This is a genomic window from Paenibacillus profundus, assembly GCF_021369635.1.
Classification (GTDB): Bacteria; Bacillota; Bacilli; order Paenibacillales; family Paenibacillaceae; genus Paenibacillus_B; species Paenibacillus_B profundus.
The window spans coordinates 106,051-125,163 of sequence record NZ_JAJNBZ010000018.1; the positions used below are offsets into that span (position 1 = coordinate 106,051).

The window sequence follows — 19,113 nt, forward strand, 5'->3', positions numbered from 1 at the left end:
TTTCTGACCGAATGGGAGATTGAAGCTAAAGACATTACTCGCATGACCAACTACCTATCCTCTTTTGTAAGCGAGGGTTACTGCTACTCTGTTTGAAAGGACTTCATAACGAAGACGTCTTTTGTTCCAACATTCTAATAAAAAAAGCGCCTGCCCTCCTCTTATGGAGAAACAGACGCTTTGCGGTCTTCAAATATTTAAGCCTGTTGTCCAACAAAAGCGCGCACTGCGAGCGTAACCGTTCGTTCTGAACCGATAGCCGCTTCTTCCTCGATGACGGTCCAGTTCGCCGCAAGTGTCGATTTCAGCGCATCCAGGTTGGCATCAGACAGCTTCAACCCGTTGTATTGTCCCTCTCCGCGGGAGAAATCTGTGCCTTCCTCCACACCGAATCGTTCCTGCAACCAAATTTTCAATCCGTTCATCGTATTGAACGTGATACGGTAGCCTTCCAAGACGGCCTGCTCCAGCAATTCGCCATGCTCTTTGGCATAGGACAAAAAATCATCGTACGTGAACCATTCCTCATTGATCCGGATGAGTTCGCTGCTGTCTTCAGTACGGATGATATTCAGCAGCTGCTCGTCCGTAAAGCCTTTGCGACGCGCCCGTTCCAACATAATTGCTGTATTTTGCGACAACAAAATTCCGTTAGCCAACTATGACACCTTCCCATTTCCCTGTCCATAGACAGTTATTATCGAGTTGACATCCTCAGCCGTCCTTGACCACCATTAGGCGGCCAAGCAGGCCTCTCCATTCCAGCCTTGCTCTGAAAGCCGCTTCCACCTTATCCGCGCAGACGACTATTATTGTTGTCCGTCATGCAGATGGCAAGCTGCATAGTGGCCCGGAGCTATTTCCCGCCACTCCGGCTCTAGCTCACGGCACCGATCGGTAGCAAACGGGCACCGCGAAGCGAACTTGCACCCGTGAATCTCATCCATTGGGCTCGGCAAATCCCCCTGCAGCATGGCGGATGAAGCTCCGCCCACCGCTTTCGGGTCAGGCACGGGAATAGCCGAGAGCAGAGCTTGCGTGTACGGATGAGCGGGATGACGGTACAACTCATCGCTCTCCGCCACCTCCACCAGCTTGCCCAGGTACATGACGCCGATTCGATTCGAAATGTGCCGTACCATCGATAAATCATGGGCTATAAACAAATAGGTCAAGCCATACTCCGCTTGCAAGTCTTCAAGCATATTAACAACCTGCGCTTGGACAGATACATCCAATGCCGATATCGGCTCATCACACAATATAAATTCCGGTCTGACCGACAATGCTCGCGCAATGCTGATGCGTTGTCGCTGTCCGCCGCTGAACTCATGCGGATAACGTTCGGCGTGCTCTGGCTTTAATCCGACTTTGTCCAACAGCTCCAACACAGTCTGCCGACGCTCCTGTGGGCTTCCGAACCCGTGAATCTCCATCGGCTCGCTAATGATTTGCGTGACGTTCATCCCGGGGTTCAGTGACGAATACGGATCTTGAAAAATCGTCTGCATCCGCTTGCGGAACGGCTTCAGCTGAGCTTCATGCATGCCGGCCACATTGCTGCCATCGAACCATATCTCACCCTCTGTCACATCATATAAGCGGACGATGGAACGTCCTGTCGTCGATTTGCCGCAGCCTGACTCTCCCACAAGACCGAACGTTTCGCCGCGGTTAATGTGGAAGCTTACATTATCCACCGCTTTTAACACTTCGCGACTGCGGCCGAATAACCCTTTAGAAGCAGGAAAATATTTCTTTAGCCCGCGAACGTCCAACAGCACGTCTTCCTTTTTACTCATTTGGCATCCTCCCCCCGCTGCTGATTGGCGCCGTCTTGGTTCTGTTCATCCAGCAGCCAACAAAGCGAACGATGCCCCGGTTCCGTCGTCACATAAGGCGGCATCTGGCGGCACTGCTCAGTGGCATAGGCGCACCGTTCCATGAACGGACAGCCTTCGGGCGGATCCAGCAGATTAGGCGGCGTGCCTTCAATCGTAGCCAATCTTTCACGCTGACCGTCCGCCACTTTCGGGATGGAACGCAGCAGACCTTGCGTGTATGGGTGCTGTGGTCTCTCAAAGATATCTTCCACCGAGCCCTCTTCCATAATGAGTCCGCCGTACATGACAACTACACGGGTACATACCTGTGCCACGACGCCCAAGTCATGTGTAATTAGCAAGATGGCTGTGCGGGTCGTATCCCGCAGTTGCTTCATCAAACCGAGAATTTGCGCCTGAATCGTGACGTCCAGGGCGGTAGTCGGCTCGTCCGCAATCAACAATTCCGGCTGGCAGGACAACGCCATGGCGATCATAGCACGCTGCCGCATGCCCCCGCTGAACTCATGCGGATATTGGTCGATGCGCGTCTCCGGAGACGGGATGCCCACCTGACGGAGCAATTCGATAGCCCGGGCACGGGCTTCCGCCTTGCCGAGCTTCTTGTGGCGCTGCAGCACTTCGATGATTTGCGCGCCGACCTTGACTACCGGATTGAGCGAGGTCATCGGATCTTGAAATATCATAGCGATACGGTTGCCGCGGATGCGGCGCAGTTCTTTTTCGGACATGGCCAAAATATTTTCGCCGCGGAACCATACCTCCCCGCTCTTGATTTGTCCTGGTGGCGGAATAAGACCGATGAGCGATTTGGCGGTAACACTCTTGCCGCTGCCCGATTCGCCGACAATGCCGATAACTTCTCCTTCGCGCACGTCAAAGCTGACGCCCCGGACAGACTGCACTTCCCCACCCCGTGTCATGAACGAAGTTCTCAGTTGTTGAACGGATAGCAATTCAGTCATAAGTCTCACTCCGTTGTATATAATCATTGCGCCATTCCCAACGTAACCGTCGGGCCGCATCCTCTACACTTGCTACTACATGGTCTAAAGCTTCCGTGCCAGAAGTTTATCGTCGATTCGCTCTTGGTTCGAATGCAACACGGAATACGTCGCCCAAGAAATTGAAAGACAGAACAGTTAACAAGATGAACATACCCGGGAACAACGCCAAATACGGAGCTTCCCCGATATAACCCTGTGCGTTATTCAGCATGCTGCCCCACGACGAATTTGGCTGCTGCACGCCAAGACCGAGAAAGCTGAGCGACGATTCCATCAAAATGGCAGATGCGATGTTAATCGTGGCCGCGACGATAATGGTCGGCATAATGTTCGGTACGATGTGCTTCAAAATAATATTAAGCCTGCTCTGGCCAGAGACTCGCGCATAGAGCACATATTCACGCTCTTTGACAGACAATGTCTCCGCGCGCACTATCCTCGCTATATTCATCCAACTGAGCATACCGATAATAATAATAATCGTGCTAATGCTCGGCTTTAAATACGCATTTAAAATCATTATTAAGAAAAAAGACGGAATCGACATCAATACGTCGACCATGCGCATCAACACATTATCAACCCATCCGCCAAAATATCCGCTAACCGTCCCAACGGCAGTTCCGACTAAGACGGCTATCGCCATGGACAAGAAGCCGACCGAGAGTGATACCCGTCCGCCGTACAACGCGCGGGCGAAATAATCCCGTCCGTAATCATCCGTTCCGAACCAATGGGATGCGTTCGGTGCCTGCAGCTTGTCCATCGGCATAATCTTGTTCGGATCGTAAGGCGACAGAAAGGCCAAGACGGACATGAGGACAAATACGGCGAGTATGATGAGTGCGGCAAGCGCCGCTTTCTGTTCTTTTAACTGTGTCAGTACGTTACGCCATTTCATTCGGTTCATTTTCCATCACCCCATCGTCTTTATTCGTGGATCAACCACGCCGTACAGTACGTCTGCCACCAAATTCCCTATGACAAGCATCACTGACGATATCATGGTGATCCCCATGATGACGGGATAATCGAGAGAGAACACCGAATTAATGCCGAGCAATCCCATGCCTGGCCACGAAAATACCGACTCCGTAATGAACGCCCCTGCGATAAGTTCAGGAAAAGACATGCCCAATATCGTAATGATCGGCAGCAACACGTTCTTCAGCACGTGACGACGCAGCACGGTGCCCTGGGTCGCGCCATAAGCGTACTGGATCTGGACATAGTCCTCTTCAAGTTGACTAATCGTGTGTGATCGGATGTAACGCATATAGACCGACACATTCATAAAGGCAAGCACCGTACACGGCAAGATGCCGTGCTTCATTATATCCCATATCGAGTCAACGCCGATCGTCCGCATCCCCATACTCGGCAGCCAATTCAGCTTTACCGCAAATAAATAGATGAGCATGATGCCGAACCAGAAGCTAGGAATGGAAATTCCGATATAGGAAATCAAGCCTAATACGCGGTCTGCCGGACGATTTTGTCTCGACGCTGCATACATGCTGAGCGGGATGGAAATAATGAGCGACAATAAGAGGGCTGACCCCATTAATCCAATAGTAGCCGGTAGGCGCTCCACGATGAGCGTCAGCACCGGCCGATGATTGGATACAGAGTAGCCCAAGTTACCCATAAATACATTTTTGAGCCAAATCCAATACTGGATATAGATCGGCTGGTCCAGTCCCAAGCTTTGGCGAACTCTCTCTACGGCTTCCGCGTCCATGTCTGGCGTGACGAACGAAAGCACCGGATCACCCGGTGCAAGCTTAATGAGCGCGAACGATACGATAGAGATGAACCACAGAAGCGGAATCGCCTGCAGGACTCGTCGCAAGATGTATTTCTGCAAAGGGGTTCCCTCCGAACAAGCGCCGGTGACATCACCGGCGCTCTTTTTCTTGTTGTATAGTTCAGTACCTTATAGGCCGTATTAATTCAAATAGAGCTTGGACAAATCTTCGAACATGAAGACCGGCTTCGGACGAGCTTCGTCCAGTCCGCCGTAGCGCTTATCCACTGCGATAATCGCCTTGTCGAACGCAATCGGATAGACGACCATATCATCGGCTATGGTTTGCTGGATTTGCTTGTACAGCTCAGCGCGTTTTGCCGTATCCATTTCAACTGCAGCTTGATCCCACAGCTTGTCGAGATCTGCATTTTTATAATGTGAGTAATTGTAGGCCGCATCGCTCAAGTACAGCGATTTATAAGCATCTGGCTCGACACCCATAATGTAACCATTGAACGACAGGTCGAACTTCGTGTTATTTGGATCCAATGACATATTGCTGTATGCCGTAGAATCTAGCGGCATCAATTCCACCTCGATGCTCACTTCTTTCAGCTTCTGCTGAATAACAAGAGCTTGAGCCTCTTGGATTTTGTTCGAGTTCGCATAGGCGAGGCGAAGCTTCAAGTTCTCGGCGCCCGCTGCCTTAAGCATTTCTTTCGCTTTGTCCGCATTGTAATTGTACTGTTCGTGGTCTGCCGATTGATATTGCGTATCCGGTGTAAAAATCGATGTTCCCGGCTCGGCAAATTCAGATGATCCGTATGCGGTCGCAATCAATTCATTTTTGTCGAGTGCATAGCCAATCGCCTGACGGACTTCTTTCTTTTTCAGCGCATCGATATTAAAATTATATACCATGTAGTTCAGACGGCCTTCCGGATAAATAACCATATTGAATTTTCCAGTTCCATTCAGCTTGTTATGATCCGCAGGGTCAATTTTGCGCATATTCAGCTCACCATTTTGCAGCGCCAGGTTGGCCGCATTCGGATCCTTAGCAATCCGATATGTGACGGAATCCAAATGAGCTTTACCGCCAAAATAATTGTCGAATCGCTCGAGTGTCACATATTCACCTGGACGGTATTCTTTGAATTTGAACGGTCCCGAACCGATCGGATTGCTGTTCTTGCCGCTCTTCTCTAAGTCCGTTCCCCCTTCAAATACATGCTCCGGAATCGGCTTTAACGTTGCCAGCATCGCTTCAAAGGATGCCGATGACTGCGGAAGCACGAATTCAACGGTGCGATCGTCCACCTTCTTCACGGTCAACGGCTTGCCGTTGAATACGAAGGAGCCTCGCTGAGAGCTGTTCTGCTTCTCATCCAAAATGCTGTTCATCGTGTACACGATGTCGTCAGCCGTCAACGACTGGCCATCATGCCATGTCAGCCCTTCGCGCAGCTTCAGCGTATACGTCAGAAAATCTTCCGATGGAGTCAGGCTTTCTGCGAGCACGAATTTCTTCTCGCCTCCATCTTCAATTGTATATAACGGTGCGAACAACGATTGGTTAATCGTTAACGTTACCCGGTCATTCGAGTATAATGGATTCAATACGCGGGGATCCTCATGCACGGCGATGATAATATTGCCGCCGTCCTTCGGCTGGCCTGTCCCCTCTGCCGTTGTCGACGATGTCGAATTAGGATCCTGTGCAGGAGTCGAGCTGTTACCGCAGGCGCTCATGAAGAGAACGAGAAGAGATAACAGACCTGTAATCCAGATGTTCTTGCGTTTCATGTCGATTCCCCCTGAAATTTGTAAACTAGAGTATGATATTAGTATAACGATCTTTTTTCAGATAGCAATCTTTTTTTCCGAGTTAATTTATAGGAATTAAACAATTTAACGAGGGAAAGCACGAAGAAACCGATATATAGCAGCAAAAAGGCTGCGCTCTTTCCGAAGAGCACAGCCTGTCCACCAACATCACCAATACTATAAGCCCGGGCAGGCTCAGTTCCAATTGTTGTTATTTCGTCCACACCACTTGGCTTTCCTCTTGCCCGTTAACCGGCCACCAATGGAATCCGTCCTCCGCCAACATCTCGTCTGCTTGCGTCGGTCCCCAAGATCCAGCCGGATACAAGAACAAATCGTTATTGTCTTCCTTCCATGCGTTAGCGATACGATCGACGAAAGTCCATGCCGAAGCCACTTCGTCCCAACGCGTGAAATAGGTGGAATCCCCTCGTGCCGCATCAAAGATCAAACGCTCATACGCCTCTGGCGTGTTAATGCCGATCATGCAGCTTTGGCAGAAATCCATGGCGAGCGGTTGAACGCCGCCCTCAGCACCAGGCTTCTTACCGTTAATCTTAATGTAGATGCCTTCCATCGGATTAACACGAATGACGAGCAAGTTCGGCTCGAGCGTGTGCTTCTGTCCGAGATACACATTGGTCGGCATATTTTTAAATTCCACGACGACTTCGGTCGTCTTCACTGGTAGCCGCTTGCCCGTACGAATGTAGAACGGTACACCAGCCCAGCGGAAGTTATCCACATATACGCGTGCGGCAAAATACGTCTCCGTAACGGACGCCGGATTAACCTTGTCCTCTTCGCGGTATCCTGGCAGCGCCTTGCTGTTCAAGGACCCTGCGGAATATTGCCCGCGGACGACATTGCGCCGCACTTCTTCTCCCGTATGATATTGACGAAGCGAGCGAAGCACCTTCACCTTCTCATCGCGAATATCTTCTGGATGAAGTCGGCTAGGCGGCTCCATCGCAATCATCGTCAGCATTTGCAGCATATGATTCTGCGCCATGTCTCTCAGCGCGCCTGCATGATCATAATAGCCGCCGCGCTCTTCTACTCCCACCGTTTCAGACAAGGAGATTTGAATGTTCGCAATATGCTTGTTGTTCCACAATGGTTCAAAGAAAGCATTCGCGAAGCGAATCATTTCAATGTTCTGAACCATCTCTTTGCCGAGATAGTGGTCAATGCGATATATTTCTTCCTCTTTGAACACTTGGCGAATTTCTTCGTTCAGCTTCTGCGCCGACGGCAGATCATAACCAAATGGCTTCTCGATGACAAGACGATGCCAACCAGTGCTGTTAAGCATCCCGCCCTCGCGCAAGTTATGGGACACGCTGCCGAAGAGTTCAGGTGCGAGAGCCAAATAGAACAAGCGGTTACCCGGAATATGATATTCCCGTTCGATATGTTCCGTTTGGACCAGCAGTTCGCGGAAGCCTTCCACATTGTTGATGTCGAGCGGTTTGTACTCAAAATGCTTGGCAAAGCCACTCCACTCTTCCTCGTTCTGAATCGGGTAACGACAAAATTCATCAATTGATGCGCGCACATCTTCACGAAATTGATCGTTCGTGCGTTCGCGGCGAGCCAGTCCAATGACAGCGAAGCGTTCACCTAGTTTGCCTTCGCGATATAAACTGTATATTGCCGGGAATAATTTGCGGCGCGCCAGGTCGCCGGTTGCACCGAATATGTAAAAGACGGCGCCCTCAGCCAATTGGGATTCTTGATTCTGCATCACAGTCATCTCTCTCCATCATCCTTACACTCGTTTATAGATCTAAATATATCACATTTCGAATGTGATGCCATTTTAGCATACTTAAAGCATAGATGCTATGCCTTCCTTCTCGTCAAGTAGAAAAGTCATTGAGGAGACAAATCTCTAATATTCTCCAGCAATAAGCGGCGTACCGAACGAAATACGGGTCTCCCCTTTCTCACGGTTCTCATGTACGGCAAGCTGCAAGTTAGCGTGGCCCTGCTTCATCTTTACGCCTTGTCCCATATAGTCGGTGTCATAGGACACACTAATGGTTCGCTCATCCTCATATCGGTCAAGCGGCTCCGCTTGTCCCCATTCCCGCAGCGCTTTCTCTGCCCTGTCAAAGCTTTGCTGAAGGGAAGCGGCGGTGACCGTCCGTACCGTTGCGTTCCAATCCGGCTTGAAATTGTTGTCGGATAGCGCGTTAATAAGCCGTTCTCCCTCTTGTGCGGATGCGGACATCCCGCCTTTGGCAGGGCCTTGAATCTTCACGGTATAGTATATCCGCCCGTCCGCTTCTTGGAACAATAGCATGTCACCATAATACGAAGATGTCGCATAGCGGCCGCGATACACTTCCCTGCCCCGCTCCTGCACCAGTGCCAAAGATTCTCTAACTCCTCCTGCTTCCCGCCAGCGAATTACTTCGTCATACGGTTCTCCCTCCGCGATAAAGCTGCCATGAACCGTGACGACTGTGTTGAATTGTCGCTCGCCACTTAACTCGGCTAGCACCCACAGCATCTGAACCCGCTTCATCATGTCAACAGACTCCTTCTCTTGTAAAGAGGCGGAGCGCCATTCCCCGCTGTTCCACACCGTCACCCAAGCGCCGCAGAGCGCAAGCACTACTAATCCGATAACTGCCGCCCCCGTGCGGCGGACCACTTTCGACATTCGATCACCTTGCCTTTACAGTAATTGTGAATCGAAATCTTTACAAGTGCGTGAACTTCTTGAGGAAACCTCTATCGAGCCTTCCAAAGATAAGCGACCGCGTTTAGATCTAGGTTTTATCACCATAAGAAATGTTTTGGTTGCACTTTATCGCTTCACATAACTTAAACATTCCTTAATGGTAAAATAGGCGCTTCTCTCCTAGGTGAATAACCATACAAGATTATCCTCTATGGAATAGACTGTTGTCATAAACGTCCCGGAAGGAAGAAGGAGGCATATTAACATGGTTCCCGTTCCATTGGATGAACGAACCATCCAACATCATTGCGGTCGTACGGTTTATGTCGAGACGCAAGACGGGCAGCGTTATATCGGACGGCTGAGCTCATGCCGAAGGGGTAAGCTTGTGCTGAACGCCGATGCGACTTCTGCCGCCAAGCAACAATCGCTCGCTCCCGCTAAGAGAAAGAAAAAAGGATCGAGACAAAATACACCAAGTGCAGCAACATCCGAAAAAACAGCCCCGAAGGCACACACCAACGCCGTCGTTCCATATGGTACGTATTATCCTTATCCATGCGCCCCGTATAACTACGGTCCCCGCGTTGATTTAGATCTAGCTGTGGTAACATTATTGCTTCTGCTTTTTATCTAAATAATCCTGCTTTGCATCCCTGTAACCAAGCAGAAGCGGTGTGGACGTCCATTGTACTACGTGCATACCTCATGTCTGCAAGGCGTACAGGGCAAGCTTTAAGGCGCATCTGTCTTATCCTTGCCTGTTCATGAACAAAGAACCCGACCGCTTTCCTCAGAAAGTGTCGGGTTCTTTGTTATTCAGCCAAACCATTCTTATAGGCGTAAATCGCCGCCTGTGTGCGGTCTTCTACTCCGAGCTTCGCTAATATATTCGTGACATGGAACTTCACGGTCTTGATTCCAATAAAGAGATCGTCCGCAATATCCTGATTCGACTTCCCCTGTGCGAGCAAGCGAAGAACGTCCATCTCGCGTTCTGTCAGCTGCTCATGCGCCGCCAGTGACTGTTTCGGTTGGCGGAACCGGTTCATCATCTTGGATGCTACTTGAGATTCTAGAACAGATTGTCCTCTGGCAGCGGCCCGTATCGCTTCTGCGATCTCGGAAGCACGCGATGTCTTAAGCAAGTAGCTGAACGCACCCGCTTCTATGACGGGATACATCTTCTCATCATCCAAATAACTGGTAAGCACGATGACTTTGCAATCCGGATATAGTTGCAGCAGTTTACGCGTCGTTTCGATGCCGTCCATCCCGTCCATTACCAGGTCCATCAGCACGACATCCGGCTTGTATTCCTGTGCAAGGCGAATGCCGTCCTCGCCGTTGCTTGCTTCCCCTACGACTTCAATGCCGTCCTCGGTGCTCAGCACGGCTGCCAGACCGATACGAACCATTTCGTGATCATCTACCAGCAATACTTTAATGGGTGTCTCCATCATGGATGCTTCCATTTCCATCGCTACCCTCTTCCTCCCTCAAGCCACTTTCCTCTTTGACAACAGGTACGCGTATCTCGATACGGGTACCTTTATCCGGAGCAGTAATGAATTGAATGGAACCTCCCACCTCATTAATACGCTCCTGCATCATTCGAAGTCCGTAGCTCGCTTGCTTTTTATCGCTCCAATCAAAGCCTACGCCGTTGTCCCGAATGAACAGACGCACGAAATCGTCACGATTCTGCAGCTTAATCTCCATGCGGGTTGCCTTAGAATGCCGCAGCGTATTCGATAGCGCCTCCTGCACAATCCGGAATAAATGATTTTCTACGCCTTTAACAAGCTCGATGTGCTCATCCATTTCACATAGGATTTCAATCGGAATCTTACTTTGCAGCTCTCGAATCAATTCCGCAATCCCTTGAGCCAATCCTTTGCCTTCCAAGTGAACGGGCCGCAAATGCAGCAGCAGAGCCCGCATCTCGGACTGAGCAACCGAAGCCATCTCTTCGATAAGCTCCACCTGCCGTTCGGCGCGGTCGAAATCTTTATCCAGCGTGCGTCTTACGGCCGTTGCCGTCATCGAAATGGCGAACAGCTGCTGACTTACCGCATCATGCAGCTCCCGCGCCAAGCGTTGCCGCTCTTCAATAATAGCCGAAATTCGGGCTTGCTCGGCCAGTTGAGCGTTGTTCGTCGACAACCTTTGCAGGGATGTGACCTGTTCTTCCCAACGCTTGCTGACCCGCCCCAATTGATCGGCCAATTGACCGATTTCATCTTCACCCAAGTCGGGCATCGGCCGGGATAAGTTCCCCTTCTCCAAGAGCAGCATCGATTCGCGCAGCAGCTCAATGCGGCGTTTCAATCGATATCCTTGAAAGAAGCCGTAGCTCGTCGCAATGATGGCAACTACGATTAAGGCTGACAACGTCGCCTTCACGCCGTCAAGCCACGTCTCAAACGGTTTTACGTAGCCGTAGGACTGCAATAAATATACGATGATAAAAAATAAAATACATGAAAGGAGAAGCGTTTCGCCCACTAAACGCATAACCATGTTCGCATTTTTCTTTGGTTCCATCGCCGGCTATTGCATCTCCTTTCTTTTTTCCATTCGCTATAAATACGTGTTCAAAAAAGTCACTTTTCAGCACCGAGAAGTACAAGTTTTCGTAAGTGATCAAAAGTTTTTTTGAACATCATCTACACGTGCAATTTGATGTCTATATCTCCTACGATATAAGAGATGTATAGTTTCACTCGTTGATCCGCCCAATCATAATTAGGAGAACGCCAAGTCCATTTATTAAACAATCCCGTCTCTTTATCCCGGCCGACATCGATCTGTCCGCATAAGACGGTAGCTTCAATTTCTACGCCGACATCGTCAGGAATCGTAATGTCCATATCTCCCATCACGCCTTGGAACAGCAGCTTCGTTTCCGGCTCTTCCAATATGGCGAGCGATAAGTCGATATCGCACTCTCCAATGACATGCCACATGCTTTGGCTGTGCAAAATATAAGGCTCCCGATCCCATTTCAAGCTCGCGGACAGATTTTGCCGTTTCTCGACCCGCTCCTGCTTCTCATCCTGCCGAGTCCGTGAATAGAAAATACCTAACGATATGAGGATAATTCCCAAAAAGAGCATCAAGTGCTCCAACAACAGCAGCGCTCCCCCGACACCAAGTAAAATATAACCGACACGCAATTCCGCAGCACGAACTTTACGGACGCCAAGGTAGAGCATAACGAGGGCGACAAACGTTCCGAAACTAAGCCACTTGCCTATTAAAATAAGCAATCCAACAACGATGAGCACATATGCAAGTAAACGGTTGTTTGTCTTCATGCCGCGCCTCCTGTCGCAAAGAATCGTGGAAGCCACTAACGGCGATGCAAATGCATCGCCGCAGAGCTCCCTTGTTAGCATATCATAACCTGAGACCTACCCCAAGGGGTTATTCGTTTTGGCCTAATTTTTGTTTCAACGCAGCCAATTGCTCGTCGACTTTAACTTGCTTCTCCACATCAACCGGTTGTTGGTACGAAGCCGGTGTAGAATAGCCGCCATAAGGAGCGCGCATCACTTCAGCTTCCGCCTCCAACTGCATAATCTTCTCTTCCATGCGGTGGAAGCCGCGGGAAGCAGTGCCCGATTCAATCGAGTGCACGCTTGTGATGGTAGCCATTTGCTTGCGAGCCTTCGCCATTTGTGCACGGGCTGCCAATTCATTGCGCTTATTGCGCAACTTGTAGAATTCATCCTTCATGGAATGCAATTGCTGCATCAATTCGTCTGCTTGTGATTTGGCTTGTGTATGCAAATCACTGTATTCCGCCACTTTTTGATCATAGTACAATTTCTCTTCCAGGCATTTGCGTGCCAATTCCTCTTGTCCTGAAGTCAGCGCGCGCTCTGCCTGTGCTTCACGGTCGGCAGACATCCGAATCGCTTCATCGAAGCGGTGTTTAATGCGGCGCTCGTTCGCCATTTGCTTCGCTACCGTCACTTCCGCCTCATGAATTTCCTGCTCCATGTCGCGCAAATATTGATTTAACATAACTACCGGGTCTTCTACTTTGTCCAATACCTCATGAACCGACGCTTTCGTCATATCTTTAATTCGTTTGAATACTCCCATTTTACTTATCCCCTTTCTCATACTTTGCGACTCTATTGCGCAATTCTTGTAGTTCTTTCATCATTGCTTTTCTTTCGATATCTTCCATCATGGAATCAATGGAGGAATTATCTTTTTGCTTCATGTTTCCGTAGCTGGAGGAATTGTAACCACCATAATTGTCGTACGACCCGCCTTGACGAGTGTTGTTGTTGTTGTAATATCCTTGGTCATTCGCCGTATAGCCGCCATTGTAGCCATTTTGGTTATTGTACGGACCCGAGCCGTATCCTTGCGGACCATACGGAGTATAAGGTTCTTTTGGCACTACAAGTGCTACGATGAAATATACGAACAGTAACGTGAAGCCGGAAAAGAAACAGCCAATCACAAACAGGATACGCAGCAGAGTTACATCGAAGCCGAGCCATTCGCCCAGGCCGCCGATGAGGCCGCACAGCTTCCGGTCACGAACCGAACGATACAATTTTCTGTTCATGACTCATGTCACTCCTTTGTCGAGTCTAATTTCTGTCTTAATCGTTCCATCTCACGCTGCAGCGCCGATTCTTGTCCTAAACCACCGCCACCCGCCTGTCCGCTCATCCGACGAACCTGTTGAACACTCTCTGTTTCCCATTCCATATCGGAGACGCGGTCTTCCAGACGCCGGAACATGCCATCGACTTGCCCGCCGCCATATTGCCCGAAGCGTTGGTTCATCTGCTGCTGCAGTCGAATATTTTGCATACGGGCGAAATAATACTGGCGTTTGTCATACACCGTTTGATATTCGCTCTTGAGCAGGTTCAATTGCTCTTCCAGGTCGAGAATCGCTTGCTTGCTCTTATCATATAAATCAGCGTACTGCACTGCTTTCTCATCGTGCATCAGCTTCTCTTGCAGAGCAATCTTTGCGGCGAATTCCTCACCTGCCTTCAATGCCAGCATCGCTTGCTGTTCTCTGCGGTCACGCATTTCCTGCGCTTGATTCAATTGATGTCTCATTTGATTGGCGTGCATCACATATTGTTGATAGAGACGGTCTGCTTCTGCAATATCATGCCGTGTGCGCATTAGAAATTGGTCGATTAAGCGCACCGGGTCTTCCACTTTATCCAAGCGCTCATTGAGCGTAGCGAGTGTGATGTCGCGAACCCTTTTAAAAATGTTGCTCATGCCGCTCTTCCCCTCCTTGACTCGTCATTTTTGCTGCATCGTTTTTGATTAATAAGGATGTCTGTTACGTTTACTGGACAACATCGATACCCCGAATCCAACCATTGCTACGGCAACGATAATACCGATGAGCCAAGATAACTTGCCGATTAAGCTAATCGAGCCGATAATGATGAAAATCCATCCGAAGGTTGAATTTCCTGCCTTCACACCATAGTAACCTAGTCCAATCAGGAGAATCGGAAGCAGATAGCCGAACCAGCTACCTAAGTGAATCCCGAACTTGCTGAGAAGGATGAAGCCACCCAGTGCAATAAGTATAAAAGCGAAGGTATTTCCTTTGTTCATTTGCATTCGGTTCGTCACCACCTTTCGTTGTGTCTTGCTTATGTCTCTATTTTAGGTGGAATCGCATTTATTCAAAACAGGCTGGGGGCGGTTTTTATACCTAGACTGAAGTCGGGGGCCGGGATCGACTCCAGTTCGAAGCGATGCTAGACAAAATATGTGCGGGAGTGAAACTACTGCGTGGTAACGTACGTATATATTTCCATAAGGATCCAAACGACTGATCCTCACCACACGCACCTACTGCGAAGGAGAGATACTATGGAAGCTGTATATTGGGGCTTGCTCGTATTCGGCGCCTTATATGCCATCATTACCTTCATCTTCGGGGAAGTGTTAAGCCACGCTTTTGACGCCTTTGTGGGCGATGGACACCTCTCCTTCCTGCAACCTACCGCACTAGTGAGCGGTTTAACGACCCTTGGTGCTATCGGAATACTCCTTACCCGCTATACGGCCTTCCAGTCTGCCAGCATCATGCTCATCGCCATTGCTGGCGCCATTCTCGTCTCCGTCATGATGTATTTCTTCTATATACGGCCGATGGAGCAAGGGGAGAATTCAGTTGGCTTCTCTATCCAAGACCTTACCGGGAAGGTAGGCGAAGTGAATGTGCCGATTCCAGCTGCGGGCTTCGGTGAAGTGACCGTTCGCATCGGGGCGGGCGTAACGAATCAGATTGCAGCTTCGTTCGATAAGGAGGACATCCCGTCCGGAACGACCATTGTCGTCATCGAAGTGAAGGAAGATACACTGTATGTTTCTCCTCTCACTGAGGAACTGCTCCGTCCGGGGCACTAACTTTAGTTTTTCCATAAATTTACACATAAAAGGGAGCTGTATGCCATGGAGTTTAATGATGTATTATTGGTTCCGGTCATTGTCGTCGGAGTCATCGTTCTACTCGGACTCGCCTTCTGGGCCCGTTATAAGACGGTCCGACCAGATGAAGCTATGATTGTCACTGGTTCCTATCTTGGCTCGAAAAATGTAAGCGCCGATGATTCTGGGCGCAAGTTGAAGATTGTCCGAGGCGGAGGCGCATTTATATTGCCTATTTTCCAACAGTCGCGTTTTCTGTCCTTGCTCTCGCATAAGCTAGACGTCATGACACCAGAGGTGTACACCGAGCAAGGGGTTCCCGTCATGACCGACGCAGTCGCCATCATCAAGATTGGCGGTACTGTGGAAGACATCGCAACGGCTGCCGAACAATTCTTGGGTAAACCATCGGAAGCGTTAAAGAGTGAAGCGCAGGAAGTGCTGGAAGGCCATCTGCGTGCTATCCTCGGCTCGATGACGGTCGAGGAAGTATATCGCAACCGCGATCGTTTCGCTCAGGAAGTGCAGTCGGTTGCTGCCAGAGACTTGAAGAAGATGGGCTTGCAGATCGTATCGTTCACCATTAAAGACGTGCGTGACAAGCACGGATACTTGGATGCGCTCGGGAAGCCGCGTATTGCCGCTGTCAAGCGTGACGCCGATATCGCAGAGGCGCAAGCTGTCCGGGACTCCCGCATTCAGAAAGCGAAGGCGGAAGAAGACGGAATGAAGGCAGAGCTGGTTCGCGACACGAACGTCGCCGAGGCGTCGAAGGAGAAGGAATTGAAGGTTGCAGCGTTCAAGAAAGACCAAGATATGGCGCGCGCTGAAGCCGACCAGGCCTACTTCATTCAGGAAGCGCGATCTAAACAAAGCGTCGTGGAAGAGCAAATGCGCGTCGAGCTCGTACGGAAGGAACGGGAAATTGACCTCGAAGCTAAAGAAATCTTGCGGCGCGAGAAGCAGTATGATGCTGAAGTGAAGAAGAAAGCAGACGCCGATCGTTATTCGGTCGTTCAAGCGGCAGAAGCGGAGAAGTCACGCAAAGTGCTTGAAGCAGATGCGCTGCAATACCGCATCGAAGCGGAAGCGAAGGCGCAAGCAGAACAGAAGCGGCTTGCAGGGCTCGCTGAAGCGGATGCAGAACGTGCGCGCGGTACCGCGGAAGCGGAAGTCATTCGGCTGCGCGGTCTGGCGGAAGCGGAAGCGAAGCAGAAGCTCGCAGAAGCATTCGAGAAGTTCGGCGAAGCTGCGGTACTCGACATAGTCGTGAAGATGCTGCCTGAACTCGCAGGTAAGGTGGCTGAACCGATTAAATCCATCGACAAGCTGACGGTCGTTGATACGGGTAACGGCGAAGGGGCCGCACGCGTGAGCAATTATGTCACACAGTTGATGGCAACCGCACCGCAAATGCTAAAGGATGTCTCTGGACTCGATGTCGAACACATGATTAAGCGGCTGACAAAAGGAGCCGGCGAAGATAAGCCAACTCCAGCCGCAGTTGCATCTAACGTTGCAGTAACAGCAGAGAAACCGCCTGTAATTAAGGCAGCGGATACACCGGAAGCCTAACATAAGCAAGCCATTATGGATATCTAACTATTTATGAACAAAAGCCTTGTGGGCAGCACCTGATTGCAGATGCGCCCGCAAGGCTTTCTCATTATGACTTTGTTATAATAGCCAATCAGCGACGCCGCAATTCTGTATTATTGCTGCGCGGCTCCTCCGTAGAATTGCTCTTCCCGATATGAAGATACTGCCCGTCGCGGCTGGGTCATGGTCATTTTTCAACAGCAGCCAATATCTATACTCGTCCGGATATAGCGCTTAAATATCTTCTGCTAATGAAGCAATTGCCCGAAGATCTAAAGTGCTTCTAAAAAAGGAAAAAGGGTTATAAAATTGCTTGGATAAGCAATTTTATAACCCTTTTGGAATACCGATGGCCGGACTCGAACCGGCAAGCCTCTCGGCACCGCATTTTGAGTGCGGCGTGTCTGCCAATTCCACCACATCGGCAAATTTATATTCATCTCAACTGTTCTTTTCACTTTTCAAAAAGGTACAGAACAGCAAGAGAGAACTCAAGATGAAAATATTGATTCAACGTTTCAAAAAATATGACACTAGAAAGCTTTTATGACTCTTACTCTCGACTGACGAAAGTGATTTTGAATATCTCGCGTCTGTCATCTCGTCACACTGGCATATGAAGTTATTGAACTTATAATGGCGTGCCCTAAGAGATTCGAACTCCTGGCCTTTTGATTCGTAGTCAAACGCTCTATCCAGCTGAGCTAAGGGCACATATTGCAAATTGGAGGCGCCACCCAGATTCGAACTGGGGAATAAAGCTTTTGCAGAGCTTTGCCTTACCACTTGGCTATGGCGCCATCTGGAGCGGACAACGGGATTCGAACCCGCGACCCTCGCCTTGGCAAGGCGATACTCTACCACTGAGCTATGTCCGCAAATGGCTGGGGATATAGGATTCGAACCTATGGATGACGGAGTCAAAGTCCGTTGCCTTACCGCTTGGCTAATCCCCATTGTGGTAATATGGGGCGATCGAGGGGAATCGAACCCCCGAATGTCGGAGCCACAATCCGATGCGTTAACCACTTCGCCACGACCGCCATATTCACAATATTCTCTTGGCAGGGGCAGCAGGAATTGAACCCACACTAACGGTTTTGGAGACCGCTGTTCTACCTTTAAACTATGCCCCTATATAAGTGGTGGAGGATGATGGATTCGAACCACCGAACCCGTCCGGGAACAGATTTACAGTCTGCTGCGTTTGGCCACTTCGCTAATCCTCCACAATATCAGTGCCGGCGAAAGGAGTCGAACCCTCGACCTACTGATTACAAGTCAGCCGCTCTACCAACTGAGCTACACCGGCTCAAAGCCTTGTATGGTGGCTCGGGACGGAATCGAACCGCCGACACGAGGATTTTCAGTCCTCTGCTCTACCGACTGAGCTACCGAGCCAAAATGGCGGAGCTGACGGGATTCGAACCCGCGTTCTCCTGCGTGACAGGCAGGCATGTTAGGCCTCTACACCACAGCTCCATATTTGGTTGCGGGGGCAGGATTTGAACCTACGACCTTCGGGTTATGAGCCCGACGAGCTACCGAACTGCTCCACCCCGCGATAATGGTGGACGCTGACGGGATCGAACCGCCGACCCTCTGCTTGTAAGGCAGATGCTCTCCCAGCTGAGCTAAGCGTCCATTTTACGATGACTATTATATAATACCAGATATTACTGAATCATTTCAACCCTCAATTTATTCCAGTTGAATGATGTAAGTGGTGACCCGTAGGGGATTCGAACCCCTGTTACCTCCGTGAAAGGGAGGTGTCTTAACCCCTTGACCAACGGGCCGCAACTGGCGGAGAGAGAGGGATTCGAACCCTCGAGACGCTTTTGGCGCCTACACGATTTCCAATCGTGCTCCTTCGACCAAACTCGGACATCTCTCCATGGCTCCCCGAACAGGACTCGAACCTGTGACAACTCGGTTAACAGCCGAGTGCTC

The 19,113-nt window shown here is 50.0% G+C and carries 18 protein-coding genes and 15 tRNA genes; 3 read left to right on the forward strand and 30 right to left on the reverse strand.

Annotation, left to right across the window (positions count from 1 at the left end):
• Nucleotides 1–197: 197 nt before the first annotated feature.
• From LQV63_RS19705 to LQV63_RS19740, 8 genes are all read right to left on the reverse strand, one after another.
• Nucleotides 198–659 carry a hypothetical protein gene (locus LQV63_RS19705; RefSeq protein ID WP_233698002.1) on the reverse strand — a complete coding sequence of 154 codons (462 nt, stop codon included), beginning with the start codon at nucleotides 657–659 and terminating at the stop codon, nucleotides 198–200.
• Nucleotides 660–809: 150 nt separating this feature from the next.
• Nucleotides 810–1,802, reverse strand: a complete 993-nt coding sequence (locus LQV63_RS19710; protein WP_233698003.1) for an ABC transporter ATP-binding protein — start codon at nucleotides 1,800–1,802, stop codon at nucleotides 810–812.
• Nucleotides 1,799–2,809, reverse strand: a complete 1,011-nt coding sequence (locus LQV63_RS19715) for an ABC transporter ATP-binding protein (protein ID WP_019423837.1) — start codon at nucleotides 2,807–2,809, stop codon at nucleotides 1,799–1,801. The genes LQV63_RS19710 and LQV63_RS19715 overlap by 4 nt, the downstream gene beginning before the upstream one ends.
• A gap of 106 nt (nucleotides 2,810–2,915) precedes the next feature.
• Entirely contained in the window at nucleotides 2,916–3,761 is an 846-nt protein-coding gene (locus LQV63_RS19720) for an ABC transporter permease (protein ID WP_233698004.1), read from the reverse strand.
• A 6-nt stretch (nucleotides 3,762–3,767) separates the two neighbouring features.
• The gene (locus tag LQV63_RS19725; RefSeq protein ID WP_019423839.1) at nucleotides 3,768–4,718 is read right to left on the reverse strand and encodes an ABC transporter permease; all 951 of its coding nucleotides are present in this window, start codon (nucleotides 4,716–4,718) and stop codon (nucleotides 3,768–3,770) included.
• Between the two features lie 81 nt (nucleotides 4,719–4,799).
• Nucleotides 4,800–6,407: an ABC transporter substrate-binding protein gene (locus LQV63_RS19730; RefSeq protein WP_233698005.1), complete on the reverse strand. Its 1,608-nt coding sequence runs from the start codon at nucleotides 6,405–6,407 to the stop codon at nucleotides 4,800–4,802.
• 232 nt (nucleotides 6,408–6,639) lie between these two features.
• The gene (gene zwf / locus LQV63_RS19735) at nucleotides 6,640–8,184 is read right to left on the reverse strand and encodes a glucose-6-phosphate dehydrogenase (protein ID WP_019423841.1); all 1,545 of its coding nucleotides are present in this window, start codon (nucleotides 8,182–8,184) and stop codon (nucleotides 6,640–6,642) included.
• A gap of 138 nt (nucleotides 8,185–8,322) precedes the next feature.
• Nucleotides 8,323–9,099: a YwmB family TATA-box binding protein gene (locus tag LQV63_RS19740; RefSeq protein WP_233698006.1), complete on the reverse strand. Its 777-nt coding sequence runs from the start codon at nucleotides 9,097–9,099 to the stop codon at nucleotides 8,323–8,325.
• 286 nt (nucleotides 9,100–9,385) lie between these two features.
• Here LQV63_RS19740 and LQV63_RS19745 point away from each other — a divergent pair, with 286 nt between their 5' ends.
• A complete protein-coding gene (locus LQV63_RS19745; protein WP_019423843.1) occupies nucleotides 9,386–9,757 on the forward strand; it encodes a hypothetical protein in 372 nt (123 codons plus the stop codon).
• A 178-nt stretch (nucleotides 9,758–9,935) separates the two neighbouring features.
• On the opposite strand, the gene LQV63_RS19750 is transcribed toward LQV63_RS19745, so the two are convergent.
• The 7 genes from LQV63_RS19750 to LQV63_RS19780 all read right to left on the reverse strand — a co-directional run bounded on the left by LQV63_RS19750 (nucleotide 9,936) and on the right by LQV63_RS19780 (nucleotide 14,745).
• Nucleotides 9,936–10,580 (reverse strand): response regulator, encoded by a 645-nt coding sequence (locus LQV63_RS19750; protein WP_036705333.1) that lies wholly within the window; start codon nucleotides 10,578–10,580, stop codon nucleotides 9,936–9,938.
• On the reverse strand, nucleotides 10,564–11,667 hold the full coding sequence (locus LQV63_RS19755; RefSeq protein ID WP_019423845.1) for a HAMP domain-containing sensor histidine kinase: 1,104 nt from the start codon (nucleotides 11,665–11,667) through the stop codon (nucleotides 10,564–10,566). Before LQV63_RS19755 ends, LQV63_RS19750 begins: the two co-directional genes overlap by 17 nt.
• A gap of 122 nt (nucleotides 11,668–11,789) precedes the next feature.
• Nucleotides 11,790–12,440, reverse strand: coding sequence for a cell wall-active antibiotics response protein LiaF (gene liaF, locus LQV63_RS19760; protein ID WP_019423846.1), 651 nt, complete (start codon nucleotides 12,438–12,440; stop codon nucleotides 11,790–11,792).
• Between the two features lie 109 nt (nucleotides 12,441–12,549).
• Nucleotides 12,550–13,233 carry a PspA/IM30 family protein gene (locus LQV63_RS19765; protein WP_019423847.1) on the reverse strand — a complete coding sequence of 228 codons (684 nt, stop codon included), beginning with the start codon at nucleotides 13,231–13,233 and terminating at the stop codon, nucleotides 12,550–12,552.
• Nucleotide 13,234: 1 nt separating this feature from the next.
• Nucleotides 13,235–13,711 (reverse strand): PspC domain-containing protein, encoded by a 477-nt coding sequence (locus LQV63_RS19770; protein WP_233698007.1) that lies wholly within the window; start codon nucleotides 13,709–13,711, stop codon nucleotides 13,235–13,237.
• Nucleotides 13,712–13,719: 8 nt separating this feature from the next.
• Nucleotides 13,720–14,391, reverse strand: coding sequence for a PspA/IM30 family protein (locus LQV63_RS19775; RefSeq protein ID WP_019423849.1), 672 nt, complete (start codon nucleotides 14,389–14,391; stop codon nucleotides 13,720–13,722).
• Between the two features lie 48 nt (nucleotides 14,392–14,439).
• Nucleotides 14,440–14,745 carry a LiaF transmembrane domain-containing protein gene (locus LQV63_RS19780; RefSeq protein WP_019423850.1) on the reverse strand — a complete coding sequence of 102 codons (306 nt, stop codon included), beginning with the start codon at nucleotides 14,743–14,745 and terminating at the stop codon, nucleotides 14,440–14,442.
• A 255-nt stretch (nucleotides 14,746–15,000) separates the two neighbouring features.
• On the opposite strand from LQV63_RS19780, the gene LQV63_RS19785 reads away from it, so the two are divergent.
• Nucleotides 15,001–15,540 (forward strand): protease, encoded by a 540-nt coding sequence (locus tag LQV63_RS19785; RefSeq protein WP_233698008.1) that lies wholly within the window; start codon nucleotides 15,001–15,003, stop codon nucleotides 15,538–15,540.
• A gap of 45 nt (nucleotides 15,541–15,585) precedes the next feature.
• Nucleotides 15,586–17,136 carry a flotillin family protein gene (locus tag LQV63_RS19790; RefSeq protein WP_233698009.1) on the forward strand — a complete coding sequence of 517 codons (1,551 nt, stop codon included), beginning with the start codon at nucleotides 15,586–15,588 and terminating at the stop codon, nucleotides 17,134–17,136.
• A 368-nt stretch (nucleotides 17,137–17,504) separates the two neighbouring features.
• On the opposite strand, the gene LQV63_RS19795 is transcribed toward LQV63_RS19790, so the two are convergent.
• From LQV63_RS19795 to LQV63_RS19865, 15 genes are all read right to left on the reverse strand, one after another.
• Nucleotides 17,505–17,586, reverse strand: a tRNA-Leu gene (locus LQV63_RS19795).
• Between the two features lie 211 nt (nucleotides 17,587–17,797).
• Nucleotides 17,798–17,874 (reverse strand) — tRNA-Arg (locus LQV63_RS19800).
• Between the two features lie 11 nt (nucleotides 17,875–17,885).
• Nucleotides 17,886–17,960 (reverse strand) — tRNA-Cys (locus LQV63_RS19805).
• A 3-nt stretch (nucleotides 17,961–17,963) separates the two neighbouring features.
• A tRNA-Gly gene (locus LQV63_RS19810) sits at nucleotides 17,964–18,038 on the reverse strand.
• Nucleotides 18,039–18,041: 3 nt separating this feature from the next.
• A tRNA-Gln gene (locus LQV63_RS19815) sits at nucleotides 18,042–18,116 on the reverse strand.
• An 11-nt stretch (nucleotides 18,117–18,127) separates the two neighbouring features.
• Nucleotides 18,128–18,203, reverse strand: a tRNA-His gene (locus LQV63_RS19820).
• Between the two features lie 19 nt (nucleotides 18,204–18,222).
• Nucleotides 18,223–18,296 (reverse strand) — tRNA-Trp (locus LQV63_RS19825).
• Nucleotides 18,297–18,303: 7 nt separating this feature from the next.
• A tRNA-Tyr gene (locus LQV63_RS19830) sits at nucleotides 18,304–18,389 on the reverse strand.
• Between the two features lie 10 nt (nucleotides 18,390–18,399).
• Nucleotides 18,400–18,472 (reverse strand) — tRNA-Thr (locus LQV63_RS19835).
• A 13-nt stretch (nucleotides 18,473–18,485) separates the two neighbouring features.
• Nucleotides 18,486–18,561 (reverse strand) — tRNA-Phe (locus LQV63_RS19840).
• A gap of 4 nt (nucleotides 18,562–18,565) precedes the next feature.
• A tRNA-Asp gene (locus tag LQV63_RS19845) sits at nucleotides 18,566–18,642 on the reverse strand.
• Between the two features lie 5 nt (nucleotides 18,643–18,647).
• Nucleotides 18,648–18,724: transfer RNA gene (locus LQV63_RS19850), tRNA-Met, on the reverse strand.
• Between the two features lie 4 nt (nucleotides 18,725–18,728).
• Nucleotides 18,729–18,804: transfer RNA gene (locus LQV63_RS19855), tRNA-Val, on the reverse strand.
• An 80-nt stretch (nucleotides 18,805–18,884) separates the two neighbouring features.
• A tRNA-Glu gene (locus LQV63_RS19860) sits at nucleotides 18,885–18,959 on the reverse strand.
• 5 nt (nucleotides 18,960–18,964) lie between these two features.
• Nucleotides 18,965–19,057, reverse strand: a tRNA-Ser gene (locus LQV63_RS19865).
• Between the last annotated feature and the right edge of the window lie 56 nt (nucleotides 19,058–19,113).